21 protein-coding genes and 1 pseudogene are annotated in these 25,066 nt (G+C 69.4%); 5 read left to right on the top strand and 17 right to left on the bottom strand.

Features of this window, described 5'->3' with window-relative positions; genetic code table 11:
• Window positions 1-15 precede the first annotated feature (15 nt).
• Entirely contained in the window at window positions 16-1,866 is a 1,851-nt protein-coding gene (locus tag ACWH49_RS06525; protein WP_448170721.1) for an ABCB family ABC transporter ATP-binding protein/permease, read from the bottom strand.
• A gap of 10 nt (window positions 1,867-1,876) precedes the next feature.
• On the bottom strand, window positions 1,877-2,251 hold the full coding sequence (locus tag ACWH49_RS06530; protein WP_448170722.1) for a DUF4870 family protein: 375 nt from the start codon (window positions 2,249-2,251) through the stop codon (window positions 1,877-1,879).
• 110 nt (window positions 2,252-2,361) lie between these two features.
• On the opposite strand from ACWH49_RS06530, the gene ACWH49_RS06535 reads away from it, so the two are divergent.
• Window positions 2,362-2,793, top strand: coding sequence for an acyl-CoA thioesterase (locus ACWH49_RS06535; protein WP_448170723.1), 432 nt, complete (start codon window positions 2,362-2,364; stop codon window positions 2,791-2,793).
• 30 nt (window positions 2,794-2,823) lie between these two features.
• On the opposite strand, the gene otsA is transcribed toward ACWH49_RS06535, so the two are convergent.
• From otsA to ACWH49_RS06600, 13 genes and pseudogenes are all read right to left on the bottom strand, one after another.
• On the bottom strand, window positions 2,824-4,221 hold the full coding sequence (gene otsA / locus ACWH49_RS06540) for an alpha,alpha-trehalose-phosphate synthase (UDP-forming) (protein WP_448170724.1): 1,398 nt from the start codon (window positions 4,219-4,221) through the stop codon (window positions 2,824-2,826).
• Window positions 4,221-4,454: pseudogene (locus ACWH49_RS06545) on the bottom strand (glycoside hydrolase family 15 protein); the annotation flags it as partial. The gene otsA and the pseudogene ACWH49_RS06545, both read right to left, overlap by 1 nt.
• Window positions 4,439-4,621 (bottom strand): hypothetical protein, encoded by a 183-nt coding sequence (locus ACWH49_RS06550; RefSeq protein WP_448170725.1) that lies wholly within the window; start codon window positions 4,619-4,621, stop codon window positions 4,439-4,441. The pseudogene ACWH49_RS06545 and the gene ACWH49_RS06550, both read right to left, overlap by 16 nt.
• Window positions 4,618-5,358, bottom strand: a complete 741-nt coding sequence (gene otsB / locus ACWH49_RS06555; protein ID WP_448170726.1) for a trehalose-phosphatase — start codon at window positions 5,356-5,358, stop codon at window positions 4,618-4,620. The genes ACWH49_RS06550 and otsB overlap by 4 nt, the downstream gene beginning before the upstream one ends.
• A 130-nt stretch (window positions 5,359-5,488) precedes the next feature.
• Window positions 5,489-6,325 carry an SDR family oxidoreductase gene (locus tag ACWH49_RS06560; RefSeq protein ID WP_448170727.1) on the bottom strand — a complete coding sequence of 279 codons (837 nt, stop codon included), beginning with the start codon at window positions 6,323-6,325 and terminating at the stop codon, window positions 5,489-5,491.
• A complete protein-coding gene (locus ACWH49_RS06565) occupies window positions 6,322-7,053 on the bottom strand; it encodes an SGNH/GDSL hydrolase family protein (protein WP_448170728.1) in 732 nt (243 codons plus the stop codon). The genes ACWH49_RS06560 and ACWH49_RS06565 overlap by 4 nt, the downstream gene beginning before the upstream one ends.
• 4 nt (window positions 7,054-7,057) lie before the next feature.
• Complete coding sequence (locus ACWH49_RS06570; protein ID WP_448170729.1) at window positions 7,058-7,813, bottom strand: enoyl-CoA hydratase; 756 nt, start codon at window positions 7,811-7,813, stop codon at window positions 7,058-7,060.
• A gap of 26 nt (window positions 7,814-7,839) precedes the next feature.
• Window positions 7,840-8,394 (bottom strand): DUF1569 domain-containing protein, encoded by a 555-nt coding sequence (locus ACWH49_RS06575; protein ID WP_448170730.1) that lies wholly within the window; start codon window positions 8,392-8,394, stop codon window positions 7,840-7,842.
• 5 nt (window positions 8,395-8,399) lie between these two features.
• Window positions 8,400-9,596: an acetyl-CoA C-acyltransferase gene (locus tag ACWH49_RS06580; protein ID WP_448170731.1), complete on the bottom strand. Its 1,197-nt coding sequence runs from the start codon at window positions 9,594-9,596 to the stop codon at window positions 8,400-8,402.
• A 17-nt stretch (window positions 9,597-9,613) separates the two neighbouring features.
• Window positions 9,614-12,010: a 3-hydroxyacyl-CoA dehydrogenase/enoyl-CoA hydratase family protein gene (locus ACWH49_RS06585; RefSeq protein ID WP_448170732.1), complete on the bottom strand. Its 2,397-nt coding sequence runs from the start codon at window positions 12,008-12,010 to the stop codon at window positions 9,614-9,616.
• A gap of 34 nt (window positions 12,011-12,044) precedes the next feature.
• Entirely contained in the window at window positions 12,045-12,500 is a 456-nt protein-coding gene (locus tag ACWH49_RS06590; protein ID WP_448170733.1) for a DUF2147 domain-containing protein, read from the bottom strand.
• A gap of 35 nt (window positions 12,501-12,535) precedes the next feature.
• Window positions 12,536-14,326 (bottom strand): acyl-CoA dehydrogenase C-terminal domain-containing protein, encoded by a 1,791-nt coding sequence (locus ACWH49_RS06595; protein ID WP_448170734.1) that lies wholly within the window; start codon window positions 14,324-14,326, stop codon window positions 12,536-12,538.
• A gap of 21 nt (window positions 14,327-14,347) precedes the next feature.
• Complete coding sequence (locus ACWH49_RS06600) at window positions 14,348-15,076, bottom strand: TetR/AcrR family transcriptional regulator (RefSeq protein ID WP_448170735.1); 729 nt, start codon at window positions 15,074-15,076, stop codon at window positions 14,348-14,350.
• 221 nt (window positions 15,077-15,297) lie between these two features.
• Between ACWH49_RS06600 and ACWH49_RS06605 the strand changes: the two genes are divergently transcribed.
• Both ACWH49_RS06605 and ACWH49_RS06610 read left to right on the top strand, forming a co-directional pair.
• The gene (locus tag ACWH49_RS06605) at window positions 15,298-16,290 is read left to right on the top strand and encodes a 2-dehydropantoate 2-reductase (protein ID WP_448170736.1); all 993 of its coding nucleotides are present in this window, start codon (window positions 15,298-15,300) and stop codon (window positions 16,288-16,290) included.
• An 83-nt stretch (window positions 16,291-16,373) separates the two neighbouring features.
• Window positions 16,374-16,928 carry an HNH endonuclease gene (locus ACWH49_RS06610; RefSeq protein ID WP_056465334.1) on the top strand — a complete coding sequence of 185 codons (555 nt, stop codon included), beginning with the start codon at window positions 16,374-16,376 and terminating at the stop codon, window positions 16,926-16,928.
• A 62-nt stretch (window positions 16,929-16,990) separates the two neighbouring features.
• Here the strand turns inward: ACWH49_RS06610 and ACWH49_RS06615 are convergent, their stop codons facing one another.
• Window positions 16,991-19,144, bottom strand: coding sequence for a molybdopterin cofactor-binding domain-containing protein (locus ACWH49_RS06615; protein ID WP_448170737.1), 2,154 nt, complete (start codon window positions 19,142-19,144; stop codon window positions 16,991-16,993).
• Window positions 19,145-19,155: 11 nt separating this feature from the next.
• Complete coding sequence (locus tag ACWH49_RS06620) at window positions 19,156-19,620, bottom strand: (2Fe-2S)-binding protein (protein WP_056467279.1); 465 nt, start codon at window positions 19,618-19,620, stop codon at window positions 19,156-19,158.
• A 244-nt stretch (window positions 19,621-19,864) separates the two neighbouring features.
• Here ACWH49_RS06620 and ACWH49_RS06625 point away from each other — a divergent pair, with 244 nt between their 5' ends.
• Both ACWH49_RS06625 and ACWH49_RS06630 read left to right on the top strand, forming a co-directional pair.
• Window positions 19,865-22,873 carry a response regulator gene (locus ACWH49_RS06625; protein WP_448170738.1) on the top strand — a complete coding sequence of 1,003 codons (3,009 nt, stop codon included), beginning with the start codon at window positions 19,865-19,867 and terminating at the stop codon, window positions 22,871-22,873.
• A 50-nt stretch (window positions 22,874-22,923) separates the two neighbouring features.
• Entirely contained in the window at window positions 22,924-25,062 is a 2,139-nt protein-coding gene (locus ACWH49_RS06630; RefSeq protein ID WP_448170739.1) for a putative bifunctional diguanylate cyclase/phosphodiesterase, read from the top strand.
• Window positions 25,063-25,066 lie beyond the last annotated feature (4 nt).

Below are 25,066 nucleotides of genomic sequence, written 5' to 3' on the forward strand. Positions count from 1 at the left end.
GCGCCGCATCGCGGCTCAGGCCGCCAGCGTCAGGTCCGGGGCGGCTTCGGCGTCGGCCTCGCTGCTCTGCTGCAGCCGCCACATGTCGGCATAGCGGCCGTTCAGCGCCAGCAGCTCGGCGTGCGTGCCGCGTTCGAGAATGCGGCCCAGTTCCATCACCAGGATCTGGTGCGCGTCGACCACCGTCGACAGCCGGTGCGCGATCACGAGCGCGGTCTTGTTGCGGGCGGCGCTGCGCAGTTCTTCCTGGATCGCGCGCTCGTTGGCCGAGTCGAGTGCCGAGGTCGCCTCGTCGAAGATCAGCACCGGCGGGTTCTTCAGCAGCGTGCGCGCGATCGCGACGCGCTGCTTCTCGCCGCCGGAGAGCTTCAGCCCGCGCTCGCCGACCATCGTGTCGTAGCCCTTCGGCGTCGAGGCGATGAACTGGTGGATGTGCGCGGCCCTCGCCGCGCCCTCGACTTCCTCGCGCGAGGCGCCGGTGCGGCCATAGGCGATGTTGTATTCGACCGTGTCGTTGAACAGCACCGTGTCCTGCGGCACGATGCCGATCGCCTGGCGCAGGCTTTGCTGCGTGACGTGGCGGATGTCCTGCCCGTCGATCGAGATCGCGCCGGCGTTCACGTCGTAGAAGCGGAACATCAGCCGCGCCAGCGTGCTCTTGCCCGAACCCGACGGCCCGACGACCGCGACCGTCTTGCCGGCCGGAATCTCGAAGCTCACGCCGTGCAGGATCTCGCGGTCGGCGTCGTAGCCGAAGCGCACATCGTCGAAGCGCACCGCGCCACCCCGGTTGATCAGGGGCTGCGCGTCGGGCGCGTCGGCGATCTCGCGGTTCTGGCCGAGCAGTGCGAACATCTTCTCCATGTCGATCATCGACTGCTTGATCTCGCGGTAGATCACGCCCAGGAAGTTCAGCGGGATGTACAGCTGGATCATCAGCGCGTTGACCAGCACCAGGTCGCCCAGGCTCAGCGTGCCGGCGACCACGCCGAGCGTCGCGCGCCACACCAGCAGCGTGACCGCGGTTGCGATGATCAGGCTCTGGCCGACGTTGAGCACCGACAGCGAGGTCTGCGACTTGATCGAGACCTTCTCGAGCCGCTGCAGGTTCTCGTCGTAGCGGCCCTGTTCGAACTTCTCGTTCGAGAAGTACTTGACCGTCTCGTAGTTGATCAGCGCGTCGACCGCGCGGGTGTTGGCCTTGCTGTCCTGTTCGTTCATCGCGCGCCGGAAGTGGGTGCGCCACTCGGTCACGGTGATTGTGAAGGTGATGTAGACCGCCAGCGCACCGAACGCGATCGCCGCGAACCAGCCGTCGAACTTGGCCGACAGCAACGTGATCACCAGCGTGATCTCGACCAGCGTCGGCAGGATGTTGTAGATCGTGTAGTTCAGCAGCGACTGGATCGAGCGCGAGCCGCGCTCCATGTCGCGCGAGACCCCGCCGGTCTGGCGCTCGAGGTGGAAACGCAGGCTCAGCGCCAGCAGGTGCTCGAACGCCTCCAGCGACACCCGCCGCGCGATCCGCGCCGCCACCGGATAGAACAGGTATTCGCGCAGCTCGGTGAACGCGGTGATCGACAGGCGCAGCAGCCCGTACGCCACTAGCAGCGCGACCGGCACCGCCAGCGCGGTGCGCGGGTCGCCGGGCTTCAGGTCGAGCGCGTCGACCAGCTGCTTGAGCACCAGCGGCACGCCGATGTTGGCGAGCTTGGCGGCCACCAGGAAGGCGAGCGCGATGAGCACGCGCCAGCGCCACTGCCACAGGTAGGGCAGCAGCTTGCGCAGCGTGGCCAGGTCGGAGCGGGGGGCGGCGTTCGGGCCCGCCGGAGGGGCGGGCGGGAGCGGAAGGGAATGACTGCGCATCGAGTGAGTGTCAGGCCTCGAGGCCGTACTTGCCCTCGACGACCGGCTTGTTCTCGTTCAGCCGGATCGCGCCGATCACCAGGCGGTAGATCACCCAGACCATGTCGGCGATCAGCACGATCCAGCCGATCAGCACGATCATCAGCAGCAGCCCGACGAACGCGGCGATCAGGCTGATCCAGAAGGTGCGGATCTGCCAGGTGAAGTGGGACTCGAGGTAGGTGCCGGCCACGTCGCCACGCTTGACGTAGTTCATGATGATCGCGGCGATCGAGGTGAAGCCGACGATGAAGCTGGCGGCGTACAGGCCGTAGATGATCCAGGTCAGCGTCTTGTTGGAGCGCAGGCGCTCGTCGGTCGTTCCAGAGGTCGTCAGGTCGGTCATGAGTCACTCTCCCGGTGGTGTTGTCGAAATGAAGCGGCGGCATCTTCGCATGACGCGCCGGCAAAGGTGGAAGAATCCGCCGGACAACGACAACCCGCAGGTGCGCCCCGATGGCCGAGATTCAAGTCGAGAACCCGATGCCCGATTCGCTCGCCCCGCTGCGCCTGCCCGACGACCGCCAGCTGGTGCTGCGCGTGATGCCGATGCCGGCGGACGCGAACGGCAACGGCGACATCTTCGGCGGCTGGATCATGGCGCAGGTGGACATCGCCGGCGCGGTGCTGCCGGCGCGGATCGCGAAGGGCCGGATCGTCACGGTCGCGGTCAACGAGTTCATCTTCAAGCAGCCCGTGTCGATCAGCGACCTGCTGAGCTTCTATGCCAAGGTCGAGCGCATCGGCAAGACCTCGGTCACCGTCAACGTCGAGGTCTACGCCGAGCGCAACCCGGCCAACCTGCAGGTCGTCAAGGTGACCGAGGCGAACCTGACCTACGTGGCGATCGACAAGGACGGCAAGCCGCGCCTGATTCCGACCGCCTGAACCGGCCCACCTGAGCCGATCGCCGGCGCGTCAGCCGGCCTCGCGCACCCGCGGCTCGATCGCCGACAGGGCGTCTAGGAACTCCTTGCGCCACCAATGCACGTCGTTCGTGCGGATGCGCTGCAGCAGCGCCGCGTGGCGCTCGCGCCGCTCCGCCAGCGGCATCTGCAGCGCGCGCTGGATCGTCTGCGCGGCGGCCGGGATGTCGTACGGGTTGACCAGCAGCGCCTCACGCATCTGCTCGGCGGCGCCGGCGAAGCGTGACAGCACCAGCACGCCGGGATCCTCCGGCGTCTGCATCGCGACGTACTCCTTCGCGACCAGGTTCATGCCGTCGCGCAGCGGCGTGACCAGCGCAACGCGCGCGCAACGGTACAGCGCCGGCAGCCGGCGCCGTGCCCAGGTGCGGTGCAGGTAGCGGATCGGCATCCAGTCGAGCTCGCCATAGTCGCCATTGATCTCGCCGGCCAGGCCTTCGAGGTCGCGACGCAGGTCGTCGTAGGCGTCCACCGTCTCGCGCGTCGGCGAGGCGATCTGGATCAGCGTCGCGCTGTTGCGGTTCTCGGGGTAGCTGGCCAGCAGTTCGCGGAACGCGCGAAAGCGCCGCGGCAGGCCCTTCGAATAATCGAGCCGGTCGACGCCGACCAGCAGCCGGCGCTTGCTGTACTGGTCGCGCAGCATGGCCTCGGTCTCGCGCGACTCGGCGCTGTGGGCCAGGCGCTGGAATTCGTCGACGTCGATGCCGATCGGGAATGCGCGCGCGACGATCCGCTGCCCGAACGCCTCGAATTCGTCGTTGCCGAGCGCAGTCGCGTTCGCCTCCTCGACGACGAAGCGGGCGAAGTGGTCGGCGTCGCTGCGGGTCTGCAGCCCGACCAGGTCGTAGGCGAAGAACGAGCGCATCAGCCATTCGTGTCCCGGGATCGCCGCGAGGATCGGCGGCGGCGGCAGCGGGATGTGCAGGAAGAAGCCGATGCGCTGGCGGCAGCCCAGCGCACGCAGCTCCGCGGCCAGCGGGATCAGGTGGTAGTCGTGCACCCAGACCACGTCGTCGGGCTGCAGCAGCGCCGCCAGCTTGCGCGCGAACAACCGGTTGACGCGCTGGTAGCCGGCGAAGAAGCCGGCGCCGAAATCCGCCAGGTCGAGCCGGTAGTGGAAGGCGGGCCACAGCGCCTGGTTCGAGTAGCCGGTGTAGTACGCGTCGTGATCGGCCTGCGACAAGTCGAGCGTGACCAGCTGCACCGAGCCCGAACGCTGCATGTGCAACTCGCCCTCGCCCGGCGTCCCGCTCTCGTTGATCTTGCCGCTCCAGCCGAACCACAGGCCCCCGCTCTGCGACAGCGCGTCGCCGATTGCAACGGCCAGCCCGCCCGCGGCCGCCTTGCGCGGGTCCCCGATGCGGTTGGAGACGACGACAAGACGGCCCATCAGATCCTCGAGTCCCACGGCGCAGGCAGGCGCATCGCGGCGTTGATGATCCCGACCATTGAGTAGGCTTGAATGCGCCAGAACGCGCAGATGTTGAACGAGGTCCCGGGCAGCCCGAACTCGTCCGGCGCCTCGTCGCGGCGCATGCAGGGATCGTCGCACGGCACGCCCTCCAGCGCGTCGACGGTCTTGACGAAGCGCGGGTCCGTCGGACCGATCATGCCGACCTCGGCCGCTTGGCGCGGATCAGCGCCGCGCGCTCGTGCCAGAAGGCCGCGCGATCGGTCAGGTCAAAGGTCCCGCGCCGCAGCAGACGGTGGTCGTGGAGGGCCTGCACGGCGCCGCTGCTCGTGCAGTTGCCGATCATGCCGAGGTCGAGGTTCGCTTCGTTGGGAATCATGCGGCACCGTCCTCCTTGGGGGCATCGACGCGCTGCGGCGCGTGATCCACCACGCCGCCCAGCCACGCGCCGACCGAGGCGGGATCGGCGAGCCGGTAGCGCGCCCGGGTGACACCGCCGCCCACGCGCACGCCATAGCCGCCCGCGGCCTGGACCGCGGCGATGCCGTCCTCGTCGGTCCGGTCGTCGCCAACGAAGACCGGCTGGCGGCCGGCGAACAGCGTCTGGCGCAGCAGCAGTTGCACGGCGCTGCCCTTGGACACCGCGCGCTGCTTCAGCTCGTAGACGAACTGGCCGTGCAGCCACTCCCATTCGGTGTCGGCTCCCGGGCTAGCGGCCAGCGCGGCAAACAGCGTGTCTCGGCATTCCGCCTCGAGTTCTGGACGGGCGCGGTAGTGCAACGACAGGCCGCTCGGCTTGGGCTCGAGAATGAGCCCGGCGTGGCGCGCCGCGAGGTCATGGGCCTGCCGCACCACCTTCTCGGGCGGCGTGGCGGTCACCTGATGCACGGTGCCCTGCACATCGCGCCACTCCGCGCCGTGCGCGCCCGCGGCGATCAGCCGCAGCGGCGCGAGGAAGTCATCGAGCTGGGCGATCGGGCGGCCGCTGACGATCGCCAGCGCGCCGTCGAGGCGCCCATCGAGCGCCCGCAGCGTGGGACGCACCCAATCGGGCACCTGCACGTCCTGTGGACGTGCGGCGATGGGCGCCAGCGTGCCGTCGAAATCGAGGAACAACGCGGTCGCACCAGACAAGGGCGGCGGCGCGCCGGCGGAAGGATCGGTGTTGGCAGTCACCCATCGACCGTAGCAGCCTCCACCGGGGCTGTCTGTCAGCCAACGCCGCGCGATCGGTGACGCCCGGCGCTCAGTCGACGAAGAAATCGGGCACGAAATCCGTCGTGCCCGGCGTCACGCTGTAGCGGTCGAGGTCGGTGATGCCGTGCCGGGCGAGCAGCGTGTCGTCGATGAAGAAGTTGCCGGTCGTGGTGGCCGCATCGCTGGTCAGGATCAGGTACGCGGCGTCCGACAGGATCTCGGGCTTGCGGCAGCGCGACAGGTCGACGCCGGGGATCATCTGCAGCGCCGCGGTCGCGATCGCGGTGCGCGGCCACAGGCTGTTGACCGCGATGCCGTGCGGCCGGAACTCGCCGGCGTGGCCGAGCGTGCACTCGCTCATCCCGTACTTGGCCATCGTGTAGGCCACGTGCGGGCTGAACCAGTGCTCGCGCATCGACAGCGGCGGCGACATGTTCAGCACGTGCGGATTGCGCCCGGCCCGCGCGCTCTTGATCAGTTCGGCCAGGCAACTCTGCGTGCACAGGTAGGTGCCGCGCACGTTGACGCCGAACATCAGGTCGAAGCGCTTCATCGGCGTCGCGGTGGTCGGTGTCAGGCTGATCGCGCTGGCGTTGTTGACCAGGATGTCGATGCCGCCGAAGCGCGCGACCGCCTGCTCGACCGCGGCGAGCACGCTGGCTTCGTCGCGGATGTCGGTCTGCAGCGCGAGCGCGTGCCCGCCGGCGGCCTCGATCTCGGCCGCGGCCGAGTGGATCGTGCCGGGCAGCTTGGGGTTGGCCTCGGCCGTCTTCGCGGCGATCACGATGTTGGCGCCATCGGCGGCGGCGCGCTTGGCGATCGCCAGGCCGATGCCGCGCGACGCGCCGGTGATGAACAGGGTCTTGTCCTTGAGCGTGCGGGTCATGATTTGGCGGTCTCCATCGGAAGGATTCGGTCGACGACGAAGCGCGCGAGCGCCTCGCCGCAGGCGCGGTACACCGGCTCGCCGGGGTGGAAGCCGTCGCTGGACATCGCGCCGGGCGCGAGTTGCAATGCGATCGGCGTGTGGAACACGTTCGGCTTGCTCGCCGCCCAGGCGGCCATCGCGGCGTCGTGCAGCCGCGCGTCGGCGCCCATCACGCCGCGCAGCGGCTGCGGCAGCAGCGGGAACTGGTTGATCGGCGGCAGCGGTGCGAACAGCACGTAGCGCGCGCGGCCCTCGCCGAGCAGCCAGTCGGCCAGCGCGGCACGGTGCTGCACCGCGCGCTTCGGCGGGACCAGGTCGATCACGTCGTTGACGCCGGTCAGCACGACCGCGACATCGGCCACCGGCGGGGGATCGTCCCGCAGCAGCGCCAGGACCTCCAATGTCGTCAGGCCCGACTTCGCGCGCAGCCGCCAGCGCACCGCGCGGCCGCTGCGGCGGTGCAGCGTGCGCGTGAAGTGGCCGGCGAACGCGAGGTCCTGAGTCGCCACGCCGACGCCCGCTGCCGACGAATCGCCGGCGATCAGCACCCGCAAGGCACCGGCGCCGCTGCCGAGCTGCCCCTCGCGCGGCCCGGCCGCCTCCGGCAAGGCCGGTGCGCGCCGCCGCGTGCCCATCGCCTGCGCGATCAGCACCGGGGACAGCACGAGCTTCAGCGCGAGGGACATCGGGCTAGAACTTCGAAAAGTCCGGCTTGCGCTTCTGGAAGAAGGCGCTGAACGCCTCCTGCGCCTCGGGGCTGCGCAGCCGCGCGCCGAACACCTCGCCCTCGACCGCGATGGTCTCGGCAGCAAGCGCGGCGCGGGCGCGGCGCATCAGCGTCTTGCTGTCGCGCACCGCACCCGGCGGCAGCGCGTTGAAACGCTCGGCGATGCGGCGTGCGTGGTTCACGACCTCGTTCGCCGGCAGCACCGCGTTGGCGATGCCGCACTCGACCGCGTCGGCGCCCGTGAAGGGGTCGCCGAGCAACAGCTTCTCGGCCGCGCGCACGTTGCCCATCAGCTGCGGCACGATCAGGCTGGACGCGAACTCGGGCACCAGGCCGAGGCTGACGAACGGCATCGCCAGCCGCGCCTCGTCGGACACGTAGACGAAGTCGCAGTGCAGCAGCAACGTCGTGCCGATGCCGATCGCCGCGCCGGTCACCGCGGCGATCACCGGCTTGTCGCAGCCCATCAGCGCGCGCATGAACACGTAGGCCGGCGGTTCGCCGGGCGGGCGCTTCATGAAGTCGTCGATGTCGTTGCCGGAGGTGAAGATGCCCGGCTGGCCCGTGATCAGCACGGCGCGTACGGCCGGATCGGCCTTGGCGGCGTCGAGCGCAGCGCCCATCGCGTGGTACATCGCGCCGGTGATCGCGTTCTTCTTCTCGGGGCGCGCGATCTCGATGGTCGCGACGCCGTTCAACGTGGCGGTCTTGATGCTCATGCGGCGGTCTCCTTCAGTGACGTTGTTCAAGCCGCGGTAGCGGCTTCGGTCCAGTGGTTCGCGAGGTGCATCAGGTGCGCCCGCGCGTAGTCGGATTTGTCGAATGTGCCGTAGGCGAAGTGCGGCTGCAGCGCGCCGGCGTACGCGTCGAACGCGCGCAGCGCGGCGCTCGCGCGCTCGATCGCCGGCGCGAGCGGCTGGCCCTGCGCGATCGCGGGTGCGCCGGGGATCGGATCGGCCAGGTCGTGCGACATCGCGCCCCGCGCATTGAACAGCGCGAACGCGTAGGAGCCCACCGTGGCGCGAAACCACGCCGGCTTCAGCGCCGGGAAGCCGCTCATCGAATACTCGATGCTTTGCGCCGCATGGTGCAGCACCTGGGCCAGGTCCCAGGCGCCGGTCAGGCGCGGCGCCGCGGTCTTCAGCTGCGCGAGCGTCTGCACGGCCGCATCGATCGAGGCGAAGCGCTCCGCGGCGAGCGGCGCCGGCCGCACCGTGCTGACCAGCACCGGCGCAGCGAGCGCGCCGACCCCGACGACGAGGCCGACCTTCCGGACCGCGCTGCGCCGCTCGGCGTCCATCGCGATCAGACGCGCTCGAAGATGCCCGCCGCGCCCTGCCCGGTGCCGACGCACATCGTCACCATCCCGTACTTCAGGTGGTGGCGGCGCAGCGCGTGGATCACGGTCGCGGCGCGGATCGCACCGGTCGCGCCGAGCGGGTGGCCCAGCGCGATGGCGCCGCCCATCGGGTTGACCTTGGCCGGGTCCAGGCCGACGCTGTTGATCACCGCGAGCGACTGCGCGGCGAAGGCCTCGTTCAGCTCGATCCAGTCGATGTCCGACAGCTGCAGGTTCGCATAGCGCAGCGCGGCCGGGATCGCCTCGATCGGACCGATGCCCATGATCTCCGGCGGCACGCCGCGCGCGGCGAAGCTGACGAACTTCGCCAGCGGCGTCAGGCCGTGCTGTTTGATCGCCTTCTCGCTCGCCAGGATCAGCGCGCCGGCGCCGTCGCTGGTCTGCGAACTGTTGCCGGCGGTGACGCTGCCCTTCGCGGCGAACACCGGGCGCAGCTTGGCGAGGCCCTCGAGCGAGGTGTCGGGACGCGGGCCTTCGTCGAGCTTGACGGTGCGGGTCTTGGTGCCCTGCTCGCCGGTGAGCAGATTCGGGAAGCGGTCGACCACGTCGATCGGCGTCATCTCGTCGGCGAACTCGCCGGCCGCCTGCGCCTTCATCGCCCGCTGGTGCGATTCGAGCGCGAACGCGTCCTGCGCCTCGCGGCTGACCTTCCACTGCGCGGCGACCTTCTCGGCGGTGATGCCCATGCCGTAGGCGATGCCGATGTTCTCGTCCTTCTCGAAGATGGCCGGGTTGAACGACGGCTTGTTGCCGCCCATCGGCACCAGGCTCATCGACTCGGCGCCGCCGGCGATCATCACGTCGGCCTCGCCGACGCGGATGCGGTCGGCCGCCATCTGGATCGCGGTGATGCCGGATGCGCAGAAGCGGTTCACGGTCACGCCGCCGACCGGGTTCGAGAACGCCAGCGCGACCGCGACGCGGGCCATGTTCATGCCCTGCTCGCCCTCCGGGAAAGAGCAGCCGATGATCGCGTCCTCGATCGCCTTCGGGTCCAGCGTGGGCACCTGCGTCATCGCGCTGCGGATCGCCGCGACCAGCAGGTCGTCCGGACGGGTGTTGCGGAAGTAGCCCCGACTCGAGCGGCCGATCGGCGTGCGGGTGGCGGCGACGATGTACGCCTCTTGAACTTGCTTGCTCATGTTCTTGTCCTTCGCGTTCAGTTGCGCACCGGCTTGCCGGTCTGCAGCATGCCCATGATCCGTTCCTGCGATTTCGGGTGGTCGAGCAAGGCACAGAAATGCTTGCGTTCCAGTGCCATCAGGTAGTCCTCGCTGACCATCGACCCCGCGTCGACATCACCGCCGCAGACCACGTCGGCGATCAATGCCGAGATGTGGAAGTCGTGCGCGCTGATGAAGCCGCCGTCGCGCATGTTCGCGAGCTGGGCCTTGATCGTCGCGATCGCGTTGCGGCCGGCGACCGGAAACAGCGCCTTCGCCGGCGCGCGGTAGCCGCTCTCGTACATCGCCTTCGCCTGTTGCGTCGCGACGTGGAGCAGTTCGTCCTTGTTCGGCACGACCACGTCGCTCCACAGCAGGTAGCCGAGCTTGCGCGCTTCGATCGCGCTGGTGCCGACCTTGGCCATCGCGGCGTTCGTGAAGCCGTCGCTGACGAACTTGAAGATGTCGGCGTTCGCGTTGCCGGCGCTGGCCATCTCGGCTGCGCGGCGCGCGATGTAGGTCAGCCCGCCGCCGCCGGGGATCAGCCCGACGCCCACCTCGACCAGGCCCACGTAGCTTTCCATTGCCGCGACGCGCCGCGCGCAATGCAGCGCGATCTCGCAACCGCCGCCCAGCGCGATGCCGCGCATCGCCGCCACCACCGGCACGCTCGCATAGCGCAGGCGCAGCATCGCGTCCTGCATCTTCTTCAGCTCCGGCGCGATGCCCTTGCCGCCGCTCTTCATGAACACCGGCATCATCTGCTCGAGGTTCGCGCCGGCCGAGAACACGTCGTCGGGCGACCAGATCACGAGCCCCTTGTACTGGCGCTCGGCGAGCTCGACGGCCTTGTCGAAACCCTCGATCACGCCCTGACCGATCAGGTGCAGCTTGGCGGTGATGCTGGCGATCAGCACCTCGCCGTCGAGCGTCCAGACGCGCATCTCGTCGTTCTTGAACAGCTCCGTGCCCGAGGCCAGCGGCGCCACGGCACCGGCGCCGAACACCGTCTCGCGGAAGGCCTGGCGCTGGTACACCGGCAGCGTGCTCGGCGCGACCCAGCGCGCATGCGCGGCGCTCCACGAGCCTTCGGCGTGGTGCACGCCGTTGTTGGCAGCCACCGGGCCGTCGAACACCCAGGCCGGCAGCGGTGCGGTGCTCAACGCCTTGCCGGCATCGATGTCTTCCTTGACCCATTTCGCCACGGTCGTCCAGCCGGCCGCCTGCCACAGCTCGAACGGACCCTGCTGCACGCCGAAGCCCCAGCGCATCGCGAAGTCGATGTCGCGCGCACTCTCGGCGACGTCGGCGAGATGGACCGCGGCGTAGTGGAAGCTGTCACGCAGGATCGCCCACAGGAACTGCGCCTGCGGATTCTTCGATTCGCGCAGCAGCTTCAGGCGCTCGGCCGGCGGCTTCTTCAGGATGCGCGCGACGATCTCGTCGGCCTTGCCGCCGCCGGCGACGTACTCGCCGCTGGCCGGGTCGAGCCGCAGGATGTCCTTGCCGACCTTCTTGTAGAAGCCGGCGCCGGTCTTCTGTCCCAGCGCACCCTGCTCGATCAGCTTGGCGAGCACCGGCGGCGTCGCGTAGCTGGCGAAGAACGGGTCGGACTGCAGGTTGTCCTGCAGTGTCTTGATGACGTGCGACATCGTGTCGAGGCCAACCACGTCCGCAGTGCGGAAGGTGCCGCTCGACGCGCGGCCGAGCTTCTTGCCGGTCAGGTCGTCGACCACGTCGTAAGTCAGGCCGAAGGTCTCGGCCTCCTTCATCGTCGCCAGCATGCCGGCGATGCCGACGCGGTTGGCGACGAAGTTCGGCGTGTCCTTTGCGCGCACCACGCTCTTGCCGAGCGCGGTGGTGACGAAGGCCTCGAGCTGGCCGAGGATCTCGGGGTTGGTGGTCGGCGTGTTGATCAGCTCCACCAGCGCCATGTAGCGCGGCGGATTGAAGAAGTGGATTCCGCAGAAGCGCGGCTTGATCTCCTCGGGCAGCACTTCGGAGAGCTTGGTGATCGACAGGCCGGACGTGTTGCTCGCGACGATCGCGTGCGGCGCGATGGCGGGCGCGATGCGCTCGTACAGGTCGAGCTTCCAGTCCATCCGCTCGGCGATGGCCTCGATGATCAGGTCGCAGTCCTTGAGCTTGTCGAGGTGATCCTCGTAATTGGCCTGCTCGATCAGCGCGGCGTCTTCGGTGACGCCGAGCGGCGCCGGCTTGAGCTTCTTCAGGCCCTCGACGGCCTTCGCGACGATGCCGTTCTTCGGGCCTTCCTTGGCGGGCAGGTCGAACAGGATCACGGGCACCTTGCAGTTGACGAGGTGGGCCGCGATCTGCGCGCCCATCACGCCGGCGCCGAGCACGGCGACCTTGCGGACTGGAAAACGGTTCATCTTCGTTCCTTCGGTTCTTCGATACGGATATTGATTACTCGACGCGGATCCACGTCTGCGTGCGGCCGAGCATCGGCGCGCCGATGTAGCCGCGCACGGCCAGCGTCTTGCCGTCGTCGCCGGGGGTCAGGCGGACCTTGTAGGTCTTGCCGTTGTTGGGGTCCATGATCTCGCCGCCGTCCCAGCGCTCCTTGTCGGATTCGCTGTGCTTGACGCCCTTGATGATCGTCATGCCGACCAGCGGCTTGTCCTTGCGGTCGTCGGTGCACTTGTCGCAGACCGCATCGGGCTTGGTCGCCGGGTCGAGCAGCTTCTCGAGCTTGCCGGTGAACACGCCGCCCGCCTCGGTGATGCGGATCAGCGACTTCTCCTTCTTGGTCTCGTCGTCGACTGACTTCCACAGCCCGGCCGGCGTGGCCTGCGCGTGGGCGATGGCGGACAGCAGGCCGAGGCTGAGCGCGGCGACGAGGGTCTTGGTGTGGCGGATCATGGTTGTTGTCTCCCGGGAAAAATCGATGCGGACGATCAGAACAGCGCTTCGTCCATCTCCATCAGCGGCGCCGAGCCGGCGCGCGCGGTGCGGATCAGCATGGCGGTTTCCGGCAAGAGCTTGGCGAAGTAAAAGCGCGCAGTGATCAGCTTGGCCTTGTAGAACGGATCGCCGCCGTCCACCTTGGCGAGCGCGACCTTGGCCATCCGCGCCCAGAAGTACGCGAACACCAGGTGGCCGCAGACGCGCAGGTAGTCGACCGCGGCGGCACCGACCTCATCCGGGTTCTTGAACGCCTTCATGCCGATCTCGGTCGTCAGCTTGGTCACCTTGTCGCCCAGGTCCGCGAGCGGGTTGACGAACTCCTGCATCGCCTCGTCGGTGCCTTCGTCCTCGACGAACCGCGCCACCAGCTTGCCGAACTTCTTCAGCTTCGCGCCGTTGTCGCCCAGCACCTTGCGCCCCAGCAGGTCGAGCGACTGGATCGTGTTGGTGCCCTCGTAGATCATGTTGATGCGCGAGTCGCGCACGAACTGCTCCATGCCCCATTCGCGGATGTAGCCGTGGCCGCCGAACACCTGCATGCAGTGCGAGGTGGCGATCCAGGCGTTGTCGGTGAAGAAGGCCTTGACGATCGGCGTGACCAGCGCGACCAGGTCGGCACAGTCGGCGCGCACCTGTTCGTCGTCGCTGGCGAGTTCCTTGTCGAGCTGCAGCGTCGTCCACATCGCCAGCGCGCGGGCGCCCTCGGCGTAGGCGCGCGCGGTCAGCAGCATCTTGCGCACGTCGGGGTGGACGATGATCGTGTCGGCCGGCCTGTCGGGGTTCTTGACGCCGGACAGCGAACGCATCTGGATGCGGTCCTTCGCGTAGGCCACCGCGTTCTGGTAGGCCACCTCGGTCAGGCCGAGCGACTGCATGCCCACGCCCAGGCGCGCCGCGTTCATCATCACGAACATCGCCGCCAGGCCCTTGTTCGGTTCGCCGACCAGCGTGCCGACCGCGCCGTCGAGGTTGATCTGCGCGGTCGCGTTGCCGTGGATGCCCATCTTGTGCTCGAGGCCGCCGCAGTAGATCGTGTTGCGCTCGCCGAGCGTGCCGTCGGCGTTGACCTTGAACTTCGGCACGACGAACAGCGAGATGCCCTTCGAGCCAGCCGGCGCATCCGGCAGGCGCGCGAGCACCAGGTGGACGATGTTGGCGGCCAGATCGTGCTCGCCGGCCGAGATGAAGATCTTGTTGCCGGTGAGCTTGTACGTCCCGTCCGGCTGCGGCTCGGCCTTGGTGCGCAGCAGGCCCAGGTCGGTGCCGCAGTGCGATTCGGTCAGGCACATCGTGCCGGTCCACTCGCCGCTCGTGAGCTTGGGCAGGTAGGTCGCCTTCTGCGCATCCGAGCCGTGCGCGTGCAGCGCCTCGTAGGCGCCGTGCGAGAGGCCCGGGTACATCGTCCAGGCCTGGTTGGCCGAGTTCATCATCTCGTACATGCACTGGTTGACCAGGTGCGGCAGGCCCTGGCCGCCGAACGCCGGGTCGCAGCTCAGCGACGGCCAGCCGCCCTCGACGTATTGGGCGTAGGCGGCCTTGAAGCCGTCCGGCGCCTGGACCTCGTGGGTGGTCTTGTCGAGCACGCAGCCCTGTTCGTCGCCGCGCTGGTTGATCGGCGCGAGCACGTTGGCGGCGAACTTGCCGCCCTCCTCGATCACCGCGTTGATGGTGTCGACGTCGATGTCGGCATGCGCCGGCAGCTGCTTCAGTTCATCGACGACGTGGAGCAGCTCGTGCATCACGAACTGCATGTCGCGCAGGGGCGGCGTGTACTGGGGCATGGAAACTCCTGGAGAGTGAAATCAAGGGGATGCGGAGGCGCGCCGGCGACGCACGGCCGGCGCGGCCGCCGGCGGTGTCGCGCCCGGCGCGGCGAGGTAGTGGGACAGGACGTTCTCGAAGCCGGCCCGCGCGCGCGCATCGGCACCCGGGCGGCGCAGGAAGCGCGCGTCGTGGTGCAGCGCGAGGATCAGGCCGTGGATCTCGAACAGCATCTGCTGCGGGTCGGTGTCGGCGCGCAGGTGGCCTTCCTCGATCGAGATGCGGATCGCGCGCTCGAGGGCGGCGTGCCAGGTCTGCACCATGCCGACGAGCGCGTCGCGCACGGGGCCCGGGCGGTCGTCGAACTCGACCGCGCCGCTGATGTAGATGCAGCCGGCGTCGATCTCGACCGAGACGCGCTTGAACCAGCGGTCGTACATCGCGCGCAGCCGCGGCAGGCCGCGCGGTGCGGTGATTGCGGGCTCGAAGATCTCGGCCTCGAACTTGGCGTGGTACTCGCGCACCACCGAGATCTGCAGTTCCTCGCGCGAGCCGAAGTGGGCGAACACGCCGGACTTGCTCATCTGCGTGACCTCGGCCAGCGCACCGATCGACAGCCCTTCGAGCCCCATCTGCGAGGCCAGCGCGAGCGCGGCGTCGAGGATCGTCGAGCGGGTCTGGCGGCCCTTCAGCAGCGGCCGGTGCGGTCCCGTGGCGGACGCAGCCGCGTCACGGGCTGGTTCGTTCAGGGTGGTCGGGATGGCGGTCACGGTGGGGGCCCGCGGTGGCGGGACATTAAAACGAACGATCGTGCTATTTTGCAGACGATTGGATGACCCGGAAGCCGGTCCCGCACGGAATCGGCGGGTATTTCTAGGCAACGGCGCCTAGAACAGCGCTCGCGCCGCTGTCTTGTCAAGGGTTTACCCGCGCTTCGTGCCGTCGCGAGGGCCTCGCTACCATCGGCCGCAATCAAGCAGCGGAGTCACCGATGAAGATCGCAGTGGTGGGGTTGGGGGCCGTCGGCGGCCTGATGGCGGCCAGGCTGGCGGCGGCAGGCCACGACGTGTCCGGGCTGGCGCGCGGCGCCACGCTCGCGGCGGTCCGCCAGCAGGGCCTGCGCCTGGCGATGGGCGGCGCGCAGACCGCGACGCGGATCGCGGTGAGCGACGACGCGGCCGCGCTCGGCGAACAGGACCTGGTCGTCATCGCGCTGAAAGGCCCGGCGCTGGCCGCCGCCGCCCACTCGCTGCGCCCCCTGCTCGGTCCTCAGACGGTCGTGATGCCGGCGATGAACGGCGTGCCGTGGTGGTTTCTCGATGCGGCGCCAGCCGACGCCCCGCTGGGCGACCGGCGCCTGGCCAGCATCGACCCCGACGGCCGGATCGCCGAGGCGCTGACGACCGAGCGCGTGCTCGGCTGCGTCGTGCACCTGACCTGCGCGAGCCCGGAACCGGGCCTGGTGCGGCACGGCTTCGGCGACCGGCTGATCGTCGGTGAGCCGGGCGGCGGCGTGTCCGGGCGCGCCGAGGCCGTGCGCGCCGCGCTGGCGTCCGCTGGCTTCACCGCCGAGGCCAGCCCCGACATCCGCCGCGAGGTCTGGTACAAGTTGTGGGGCAACATGACGATGAACCCGGTCTCGGCGCTGACCGGGGCCGAGAGCCACCGCATCATCGACGACCCGCTGGTGCTGGCGTTCATGCTCGGCACCATGGAGGAAGCGCGGGAGATCGGCGCGCGCATCGGTTGCGCGATCACCCAGTCGGGCGAGGAACGGATGGCCATCGCGCGCCAGCTCGGCGCGTTCAAGACCTCGATGCTGCAGGACGCGCTGGCCGGCCGCCCGCTGGAGATCGACGCGCTGGTCGCCGCGGTCCACGAGATCGGCACCCGCCTGGCCGTTCCGATGCCCAACATCGGCGCGCTGCTCGGCCTGACCCGGCTGATGGCCCGCGAGCGGGGTTTGTACCCACTTGCCGTGTGACGAGCGCATGACGGGCGCTGCGGCCCGGGGCTATCGAAACCGGGGTTGAGCGAATGCGCCGTCTGGATTACGCTCGGAGCCTCATGGAAGTACTGCAACTCGATGTGTCGGGGCGGCCGCAATCCTGGATTTCGGCCAAGGAAGCAGCTGTCATCTACGCAAGCGACGGCGTCGCCTGGACGCTGGGAGACACCTTCTACGTGCTGCGCGGCGGCTACCAGCGCACCGGGCTGCAATCGCGGATCGAGGTCCATCCGATCATCGCGGTCAAGGGCTCGGTGCCCAGCCGGGCCTGGCGCCAGACGCCCGCGTTGTCGAACCCCAAGCTGTTCGCCCGCGACCGCGGCATCTGCGCGTATTGCGGCCACCGCTTCAAGTTCGAGGACCTGACGCGCGAGCACATCGTGCCCACCTCGCGCGGCGGGCACGACACCTGGATGAACTGCATCACCGCCTGCCGGCCGTGCAACGGCCACAAGGGCAACCGGATGCCCGAAGAGGCGCACCTGTCGCTGATGTACCTGCCCTACGTGCCGAGCCTGCACGAGGACATGATCCTGCGCGGCCGCCGCATCCTGGCGGACCAGATGGAATTCCTGCTCGCCAGCGTGCCGCGGCACAGCCGGCTGCACGGATAGGGCGGCGCACCGCCGCCTCCCGCACCGCGTTCCTCTCCCGCAAGCGGGAGAGGGTGATCACGTCAGGCCGACTTGATGTTGTCGGCCGAGAAGGGCATCCGCCGCACCCGCTTGCCTGTCGCCGCGAACATCGCGTTCGCCACCGCCGGCCCGATCAGCGCGGTCGCCGGCTCGCCGATGCCGCCGGGCTTCTCGGTGCTCGGCACCAGCGTGATGTCGATGACCGGGGCCTCGTTCATGCGCAGCAGCTGATACTGGTGGAAGTTGGTCTGCTGCACCCGGCCCTTGTCGAGCGTGATCTCGCCGTACAGCGCCGCGGTCAGCCCGAACACGATGCTCGACTGGATCTGCGCCTCGACCGTGTCGGGGTTCACCATGCGGCCGAGGTCGGCCACCACGGTTACCTTGTGCACGACCGGCACGCCGTCCTTCATCGAGATCTCGGCCACCTGCGCCATGTAGGTGTCGTAGCCCTCCATCAGCGCGATGCCGCGCGAGCGCCCGGCCGGTGCGGGCGTGCCCCAGCCGGCCTTGTCGGCGGCCTGCTTCAGCACGTTGGCGAAGCGCGGCTTGGTCTCCAGCAAGGACATGCGGTAGGCATACGGGTCCTTGCCCGCCGCGGCCGCGCACTCGTCGATGAAGCTCTCGTTCGCGAACGCGTTCAGCGCGTGGCTGACCGAGCGCCAGTAGCCCACGCGCAGGCCGGCGTCGTGCTTGACCATGTCGTGGCGGGTCGCCGGGATCTCGTAGGCCGCGATCGCCGCCTCGGTCATCAGCGGGTCCTGCGCCTCCAGCGGCAGACCGAAGACGCGGCCGGTGACCGACTGCGAGACCATCTTGAAGGTCATCGCGGTCGGCTTGCCGTCGGCGCCGAGCGCCGCCGCGAGCTGGTGCAGCGACTGCGGGCGATAGAAGTCGTGCGTGGTGTCGTCCTCGCGCGTCCACAGCAGCTTGACGGGCTTGTTCACCGCCTTCGAGATCTGCGCCGCCTGGATGATGTAGTCGATGTCGATGCGCCGGCCGAACCCGCCGCCGAGAAAGGTGGTGCGCAGCGTCACGTCCTCCGGCTTCACGCCCAGCACCTTCGCGACGGTGCCCTGCGCCGCGTCCTGCCACTGGGTCGGGCCGATCAGGTCAACCTTGTTGTCGTGGAAGTGCGCGGTGAAGTTCATCGGCTCCAGCGGCGCGTGCGCGAGCAGCGGCATCACGTATTCGGCGCGCACGACCTTGTTCGACGCCTTGATCACCGCGTCGGCGTCGCCCACCGCCTTCAACGGGATCAGCTTGTCGGCCGGCGCACCGGCGCGGATGCCGGCGAACATGGCCTTGTCGTTCAGCGCCGCGCCGGCGCCTTCGTCCCAGACCACCGTCAGCGCTTCACGCGCCCTCTTGGCGTGCCACCAGGTGTCGGCGACGACGGCCACGCCGTCGGGGATCTGCACGACGTCGATCACGCCGGGCATCGCCTTGGCCTTGGCGGCATCGAAGCTCTTGACCGTGCCGCCGATCACCGGGCACTGCTCGAGCGAAGCGTAGACCATGCCGGGTAACTTCACGTCGATGCCGAACTCGGCCGTGCCGTTGGTCTTGGCCGGCGTGTCCAGTCGCTTGGTGCGCTTGCCGACGAGGGTGAAGTCCTTCGGGTCCTTCAGCGCGACCTTCTCGGGCACCGGCAGCTTGGACGCGTCGGCCGCGAGCTCGCCGTAGGTGGCCTTCTTGCCGCCCGGGCCGCTGACGACGCCGTTGGCCGCCGTCAGCGTGGTTCGATCGACGTTCCACTTCGTGGCCGCGGCACTGACCAGCATCTCGCGCACCTGCGCACCGGCGACGCGCAGCCGCTCCCAGCCGTCGCGCACCGAGGTCGAGCCGCCGGTGAGCTGGGGCCCGCCGAGCAGCGCGTTGCCGTACAGCTTGGCGTTGGGCGGCGCGATCGCGACCTTGATCGAGCGGAAGTCGACGTTGAGTTCCTCGGCGATCAGCATCGGCATCGAGGTGTAGACGCCCTGGCCCATCTCGGAGCGGGCGGACAGCAGCGTGATCGTGTTGTCGTCGGCGATGTGGACCCAGGCGTTCGGCGTGTACAACGTGCCGGCGGCGTCCGCGGCGCCTGCGGCGAGCAGGCCGGGCAGCGTGACGCCGAGCATCAGCCCGCCGGTGGCGAGGGTGGAGGTCTGCAGGAAGGCGCGACGCGAGACGGTGGTGGTGGTGGTCGTCATGGTCGTCTCCCTCAGGCCTTGCGCATGTCGGCGGCGGCGGTCTTGATTGCCGCCTTGATGCGGCCGTAGGTGCCGCAGCGGCAGATGTTGCCGCTCATCGCGGCGTCGATGTCGGCGTCGCTCGGGTTCTTGTTGTCCTTCAGCAGCGCCGCGGCGCTCATCAGCTGGCCCGACTGGCAGTAGCCGCACTGCGGCACGTCGTGCGCGATCCACGCCTTCTGCAGCGGGTGCGAGTTGTTGGTCGACAGGCTCTCGATCGTCGCCACGTTCTTGCCGGCCACTGCCGACACCGGCGTCTGGCACGAGCGGACGGGCACGCCATCGAGGTGCACGGTGCAGGCGCCGCACAGCGCCATGCCGCAACCGAACTTGGTGCCGGTCAGACCGATCTCGTCACGGATCACCCACAGCAGCGGCGTGTCGGGCTCGGCCTTCACGTCCACGCTCTTGCCATTCACATTGAATCGGGTCGTCATCGGAATCTCCAGTTTGTCGTCGTTGTTGTGACCGCGCGCCCCGCGTCGGCCGCGCATGCTAGCGCCGCCTTCGGCGCACCGGCCGCCCCTGGCCGGGATGTCGCGTTTCGGAACAGGCCCGCTGTCCGTCCAGACCGCGACTTACCACCTGGATTGAGCGACAAAAGGTGAACTCCAGTCAACTGGCATCGGCCCGATCCGCCCGCCCGTCAAGTTGGCCGCGGCGCTCACCGATATGCGCGCCATGAGCCTCGCCACCGCCCTGCCCAGCACGACCGATCCCCGCTTCGATCACGGCAGCGCCGGCTGGCTCGAACTCGATCCCGCGGGCCGGGTGCGGTGTGTCAATCCGGCGTTCGCGCGCAGCCTGGGATGTGCGGCCGGTTCGCTGGTCGGACGCCCGTTCGCCGCGCTGGTCTGCGAGGACGATGCCGACGCGCTCGCCGACGCCCTCGCCGCGCTGCGCTACGGGGCCGGCGCGAGCACGCGGCTCGAGCTGCGCTTCGAGCCCGAGCCGGATCGCACCGTCTGGGCCGACGTGGCGCTGTGCGCGCAGAGCACGCCCGACGGCGACGTCGCCGGCGTCCATGTGCTGGCGCTCGACATCGATGCACGCAAGCGCACCGAGGCGCTGCAGCTGCAGCGACACAGCCTGGCGCTGCAGGTCGCGGGCATCGGCCTGTGGGAATGGCAGGTCGAGAGCGGCGCCTACCAGGTCGACATGCTGTGGGCGATGACCTTGGGCTACGCGGTGGTGGAACTGCGACCGCACATCGACGACATCGTCGCGCTGGGCCACCCGGATGACGACGCGGCGACCACCGCGATCATCCAGCCCTGCCTGCGCGGCGAGACCGCCGAGTTCGCGGTCGAGCACCGGCTGCGCCACAAGGAAGGGCACTGGGTCTGGCTGCTCGAGCACGGCATGGTTGTGGAGCGCGACGCCGGCGGCCGGCCGCAGCGCGTGATCGGCACCGCCCAGGACATCACCCAGCGCAAGCACGCGCAGGCCGAGCTGCTGGCGGCCAAGGAGGCGGCCGACGCGGCCAGCCAGGCCAAGAGCATGTTCCTCGCCAACATGAGCCACGAGATCCGCACGCCGATGAACGCGGTGATCGGGCTGACCCGACTGGTGCTCGGCACCGAGCTCGCCGCGCCGCAGCGCGACCTGCTGCAGAAGGTGCAGGCCTCGTCCAAGTCGCTGCTCGGCATCCTGAACGACATCCTCGACCACTCGAAGATCGAGGCCGGGCACATGACGCTCGAGCAAGTGCAGTTCGCGGTCGAGGAGCCGCTGAACAATGTCGCGAACCTGTTCGGCGCGCAAGTCGAGCAGCAGGGGCTGGAGCTGTTCTTCGAAGTGGCGCCGGACGTGCCGATGGAGGTCGTCGGCGACCCGATGCGCCTGACGCAGGTGTTGAACAACCTGGTCGGCAACGCGATCAAGTTCACCGAACGGGGCGAGATCCACCTGAAGGCCGAGGTCGCGGCACGCGAGCCGACCGGCATCCTGTTGCGATTCTCGGTCAGCGACACCGGCATCGGCCTGTCGGAGACGCAAGCCGGGCAGCTCTTCCACGCATTCACGCAGGCCGACAACTCGGTGACGCGCAAATACGGCGGCACCGGCCTGGGCCTGACGATCTGCCGCCAGCTGGTGCAGCTGATGGGCGGCGAGATCGAGGTCGAAGGCCGGCTCGGCGAGGGCTGTACCTTCAGCTTCACCATCCGCGTGCAGCCGGCGCGCGCGCAGCACCTGACGCTGGACCTGCACCGCGTGCGCGGCCTGCGTGCGCTGGTCGTCGACGACCAGGAGACGTCGCGGATGATCCTCGGTCACCTGTTCGAGGCCTGGGGCGTGCGCGCCGACGTCGTCGCGACAGCCGAGGAAGGCCTCGCGCTCGTCGACCGCAGCCGCGCCAAGGGTGCGCCGTACGACGTGGTGCTGCTGGACTGGCGCATGCCTGGCATGGACGGCCTGGAGATGGCGCGCGCGATGCGCGAGCGCACCCGCGAGGCCGGGAGCGCGGCCGGCGGCTCGACGCACGTGTGCCCGCCGTTCGCGATCATGGTGACCTGGTTCGGCCGCGAGGAGCTGCTGGCCGATGCGGCGGACCTCGGGCTCGACATGGTGCTGACCAAGCCGGTCGTGCCGTCCGCGCTGTTCGACATCCTGGTGCGGCTGCAGCACCGTGACGGCAGCCGCCGCGTCGGCGCGCCGCTTCCGGTCGCGGGACCGCAGCGCTTCGACGGTGCGCGCGTGCTGCTGGTCGAGGACAACCTGCTGAACCAGGAGGTGGCCAGCGGCTTCCTGCGCGGTCTGGGCATCGACGTGACGATCGCGAAGGACGGCCGCGAGGCGCTCGAGCGCGTCGAGGACGAGGCCTTCGAGCTCGTGCTGATGGACATGCACATGCCGGTGATGGACGGCATCACCGCGACCGAGCGCATCCGCCAACTCGAGCGGTCGCCGCGACCGCCGATCGTCGCGATGACCGCGGCCGTGCTGAGCGAGGATCGGGCGCGCTGCGCCGCGGCCGGCATGGTCGACTTCGTTCCCAAGCCGGTGGAGCCGGACGACCTGGTGCGCGTGCTGCGGCGCTGGCTGCCGGCGCGGCGCCAGGGTCCCGGGCACGCCGCCGGTGCCGGCGCGGCGGCGGCCCTGCCGGCACCACCGCTGCCGAGTTTCCCGGGCTTCGACAGCGCGCCGGCCTTGCGTCGCCTGCACGGCCGCGCCGACCAGCTGCTGCGGCTGCTGCGTGCGTTCGCGACCCAGCACCGCGATGCGGCGGCGCACGTCGATGCGCTGCTCGAGCGCGGCGACGCCGCAGCCGCGCGCGCCGCGTTGCACACCCTCAAGGGGACGGCCGCAACGCTCGGCCTGTCGGCTGTCGCGCACGACGCGCGCGCCCGCGAGATCGAGCTCGACGCCGCCACCCCGCCGGCTGCATCGAACGCACTCGCAGCGAGCCTGGCCGAGGCCGTCGCGGCGATCGCAGCGAGCCCCCCGGCTGACACTCCGAGTGGCAAATCATTGTTGACGTTCGACGCGTCCCCATGCACTCAGCTTCTCGACGAGCTGCGCCGATATGTGCAGGAGCAGGAGCTGATTCCCGACACGCTCCTCGATGAACTGAAGTGCGCGGCCACGACGGCCGACCTCACCGGACGCCTCGCCGCACTGCTTCAGCACATCGTCGATTTCGACCACGCCGCGGCGCTGGCCGATCTCGATGTGATCCAGGGTCGATGACAAGCGATGGAGTGCCACCGATGGGGTCGCCCGACAGACAGATGCCGATGATGCAGCGCAAGCCCCTGGTGCTGATCGTCGACGACGTGCCGGCCAACCTGCACGTGCTGGCCACCGCGCTGCGTGCCGACTACCGGATCAAGGTGGCGCTGGAAGGCGCCGCAGCGCTCGAACTGGCCGGCCGCGAAACCGACCCGCCCGACCTGATCCTGCTCGACGTGATGATGCCGTCGATGAGCGGCCACGACGTGCTGCGCCGTCTCCAGGCCGACGCCGAGACGCGCGACATCCCGGTGGTGTTCGTGACCGCCGACACCTCCGAGGGCAGCGAAGTGCGCGGCCTCGAACTGGGCGCGGTCGACTTTCTCACCAAGCCGGTCGACCTGCCGGTGCTGCACCGGCGCGTGGCCACCCTGCTCGAGCAGCGTCGCCTGCAGCAGAGCCTGCAGCGCAGCGAGCTGAAACTGCGCGCGATGCTGGACAGCAGCATGCAGTTCATCGGCCTGCTGGACACCGAGGGCCGCGTGCTGCATGTGAACCAGCAGGTGCTGAAGCTGCTCGCGCTGCCGCTCGACGCCCTGATCGGCGAGCGCTTCTGGGAGGTGCCGGTGTGGGCCGAGTCGGAGCAGCAGCAGGCGGCGGTGCGCGAGGCAGTGGAGCGCGCCGTGCACGGGCTGGCGAGCCGCTTCGAGACGGTCCACACCCGTGCCGACGCCACGACGATGATCCTGGACTTCTCGCTGCGCCCGATCTTCGGCGACGACGGCGCGGTCGCGTTCCTGCTGCCCGAGGCGACCGACGTGACGCAGCAGAAGGCGGCCGAGGAAAGCATCCGCCACCTGGCCAACAACGACCCGCTGACCGGCCTGCCGAACCGCACGCTGCTGACCGACCGGGTGAACCAGGCGATCCGCAGCGCCGAGCGCTCGAAGGAGCCGTTCGCGCTGATGTTCCTGGACCTCGACCGCTTCAAGTACGTCAACGACTCGCTCGGCCACGACTGCGGCGACCGCCTGCTGCAGGAAGTGGCGCAGCGTCTGGTCAGCACGGTGCGCCAGCCCGACACCGTGGCCCGCATCGGTGGCGACGAGTTCGTGCTGCTGCTGCCCGACACGCCGGTCGCCGGCGCGATGGTGGTGGCGGAGAAACTGCTCGCCCGCATCGTCCAGCCGTTCACGCTCGACCAGACCGCGCTCGCGATCACGCCGTCGATCGGCATCGCGATGTACCCGGGCGACGGGCGCGACTTCGCGTCCTTGTCCAAGGCCGCCGACATCGCGATGTACCGCGCCAAGCGCGAGGGCCGCAACACATTCCGCTTCTACACGCAGGAGATGCACGACCGGTCGTCCCGGCTGCTGCACATGGAGTCGCTGCTGCGCCAGGCGATCGCCCGCGACGAGCTGGTGCTGCACTACCAGCCGCAGATCGAGATCGAGACCGGCGACTGCGTCGGCGCCGAGGCGCTGCTGCGCTGGAACAGCGCCGAGTTGGGCCTGATCTCGCCCGGCGAGTTCATCCCGATGGCCGAAGAGACCGGCCTGATCGTGCCGCTCGGCGAGTGGGTGCTGCGCACCGCCACGCGCCAGGCCAAGAAGTGGCTCGACGCGCGCCTGCCGATGCGCCTGATGGCCGTGAACGTCTCGTCGATCCAGCTGCGTCGCCCCGACTTCGCCGCGATGGTGGCCGACGCGCTGCGCGAATCGGGCCTGCCGCCGCGCCGGCTCGAGATCGAGCTGACCGAGAGCGCCGCGTTCAGCAACCCCGAGGTCGCGCTCGACCTGCTCGAACAGCTGCACCAGCTGGGCGTGCGGATCTCGATCGACGACTTCGGCACCGGCTACTCGTCGCTGAGCTACCTGAAGCGCATCCACATCGACAAGCTGAAGATCGACCAGTCCTTCATCCGCGACCTCGGCAAGAACGGCGGCGACGAGGCGCTGGTCGAGGCGATGATTCAGATGGCCCGATCGCTCAAGCTGACGATCGTCGCCGAGGGCGTCGAGCGCCCGCAGCAGCTCGATTCGCTGCGCGCGCGGGCCTGCACCGAGGTGCAGGGCTTCTTCTTCAGCCGGCCGCTGCCGGCCGCGGAATTCGAGGCCTGGGTGCTGGAGCGCTACCAGCCGCTGCCGCTGCTGCCGGACGCGACGTCGGCACCCGCCGAGCCCGCGGCAGCGACCGAAGCCTGAAGCC

Source organism: Rhizobacter fulvus (assembly GCF_964020785.1).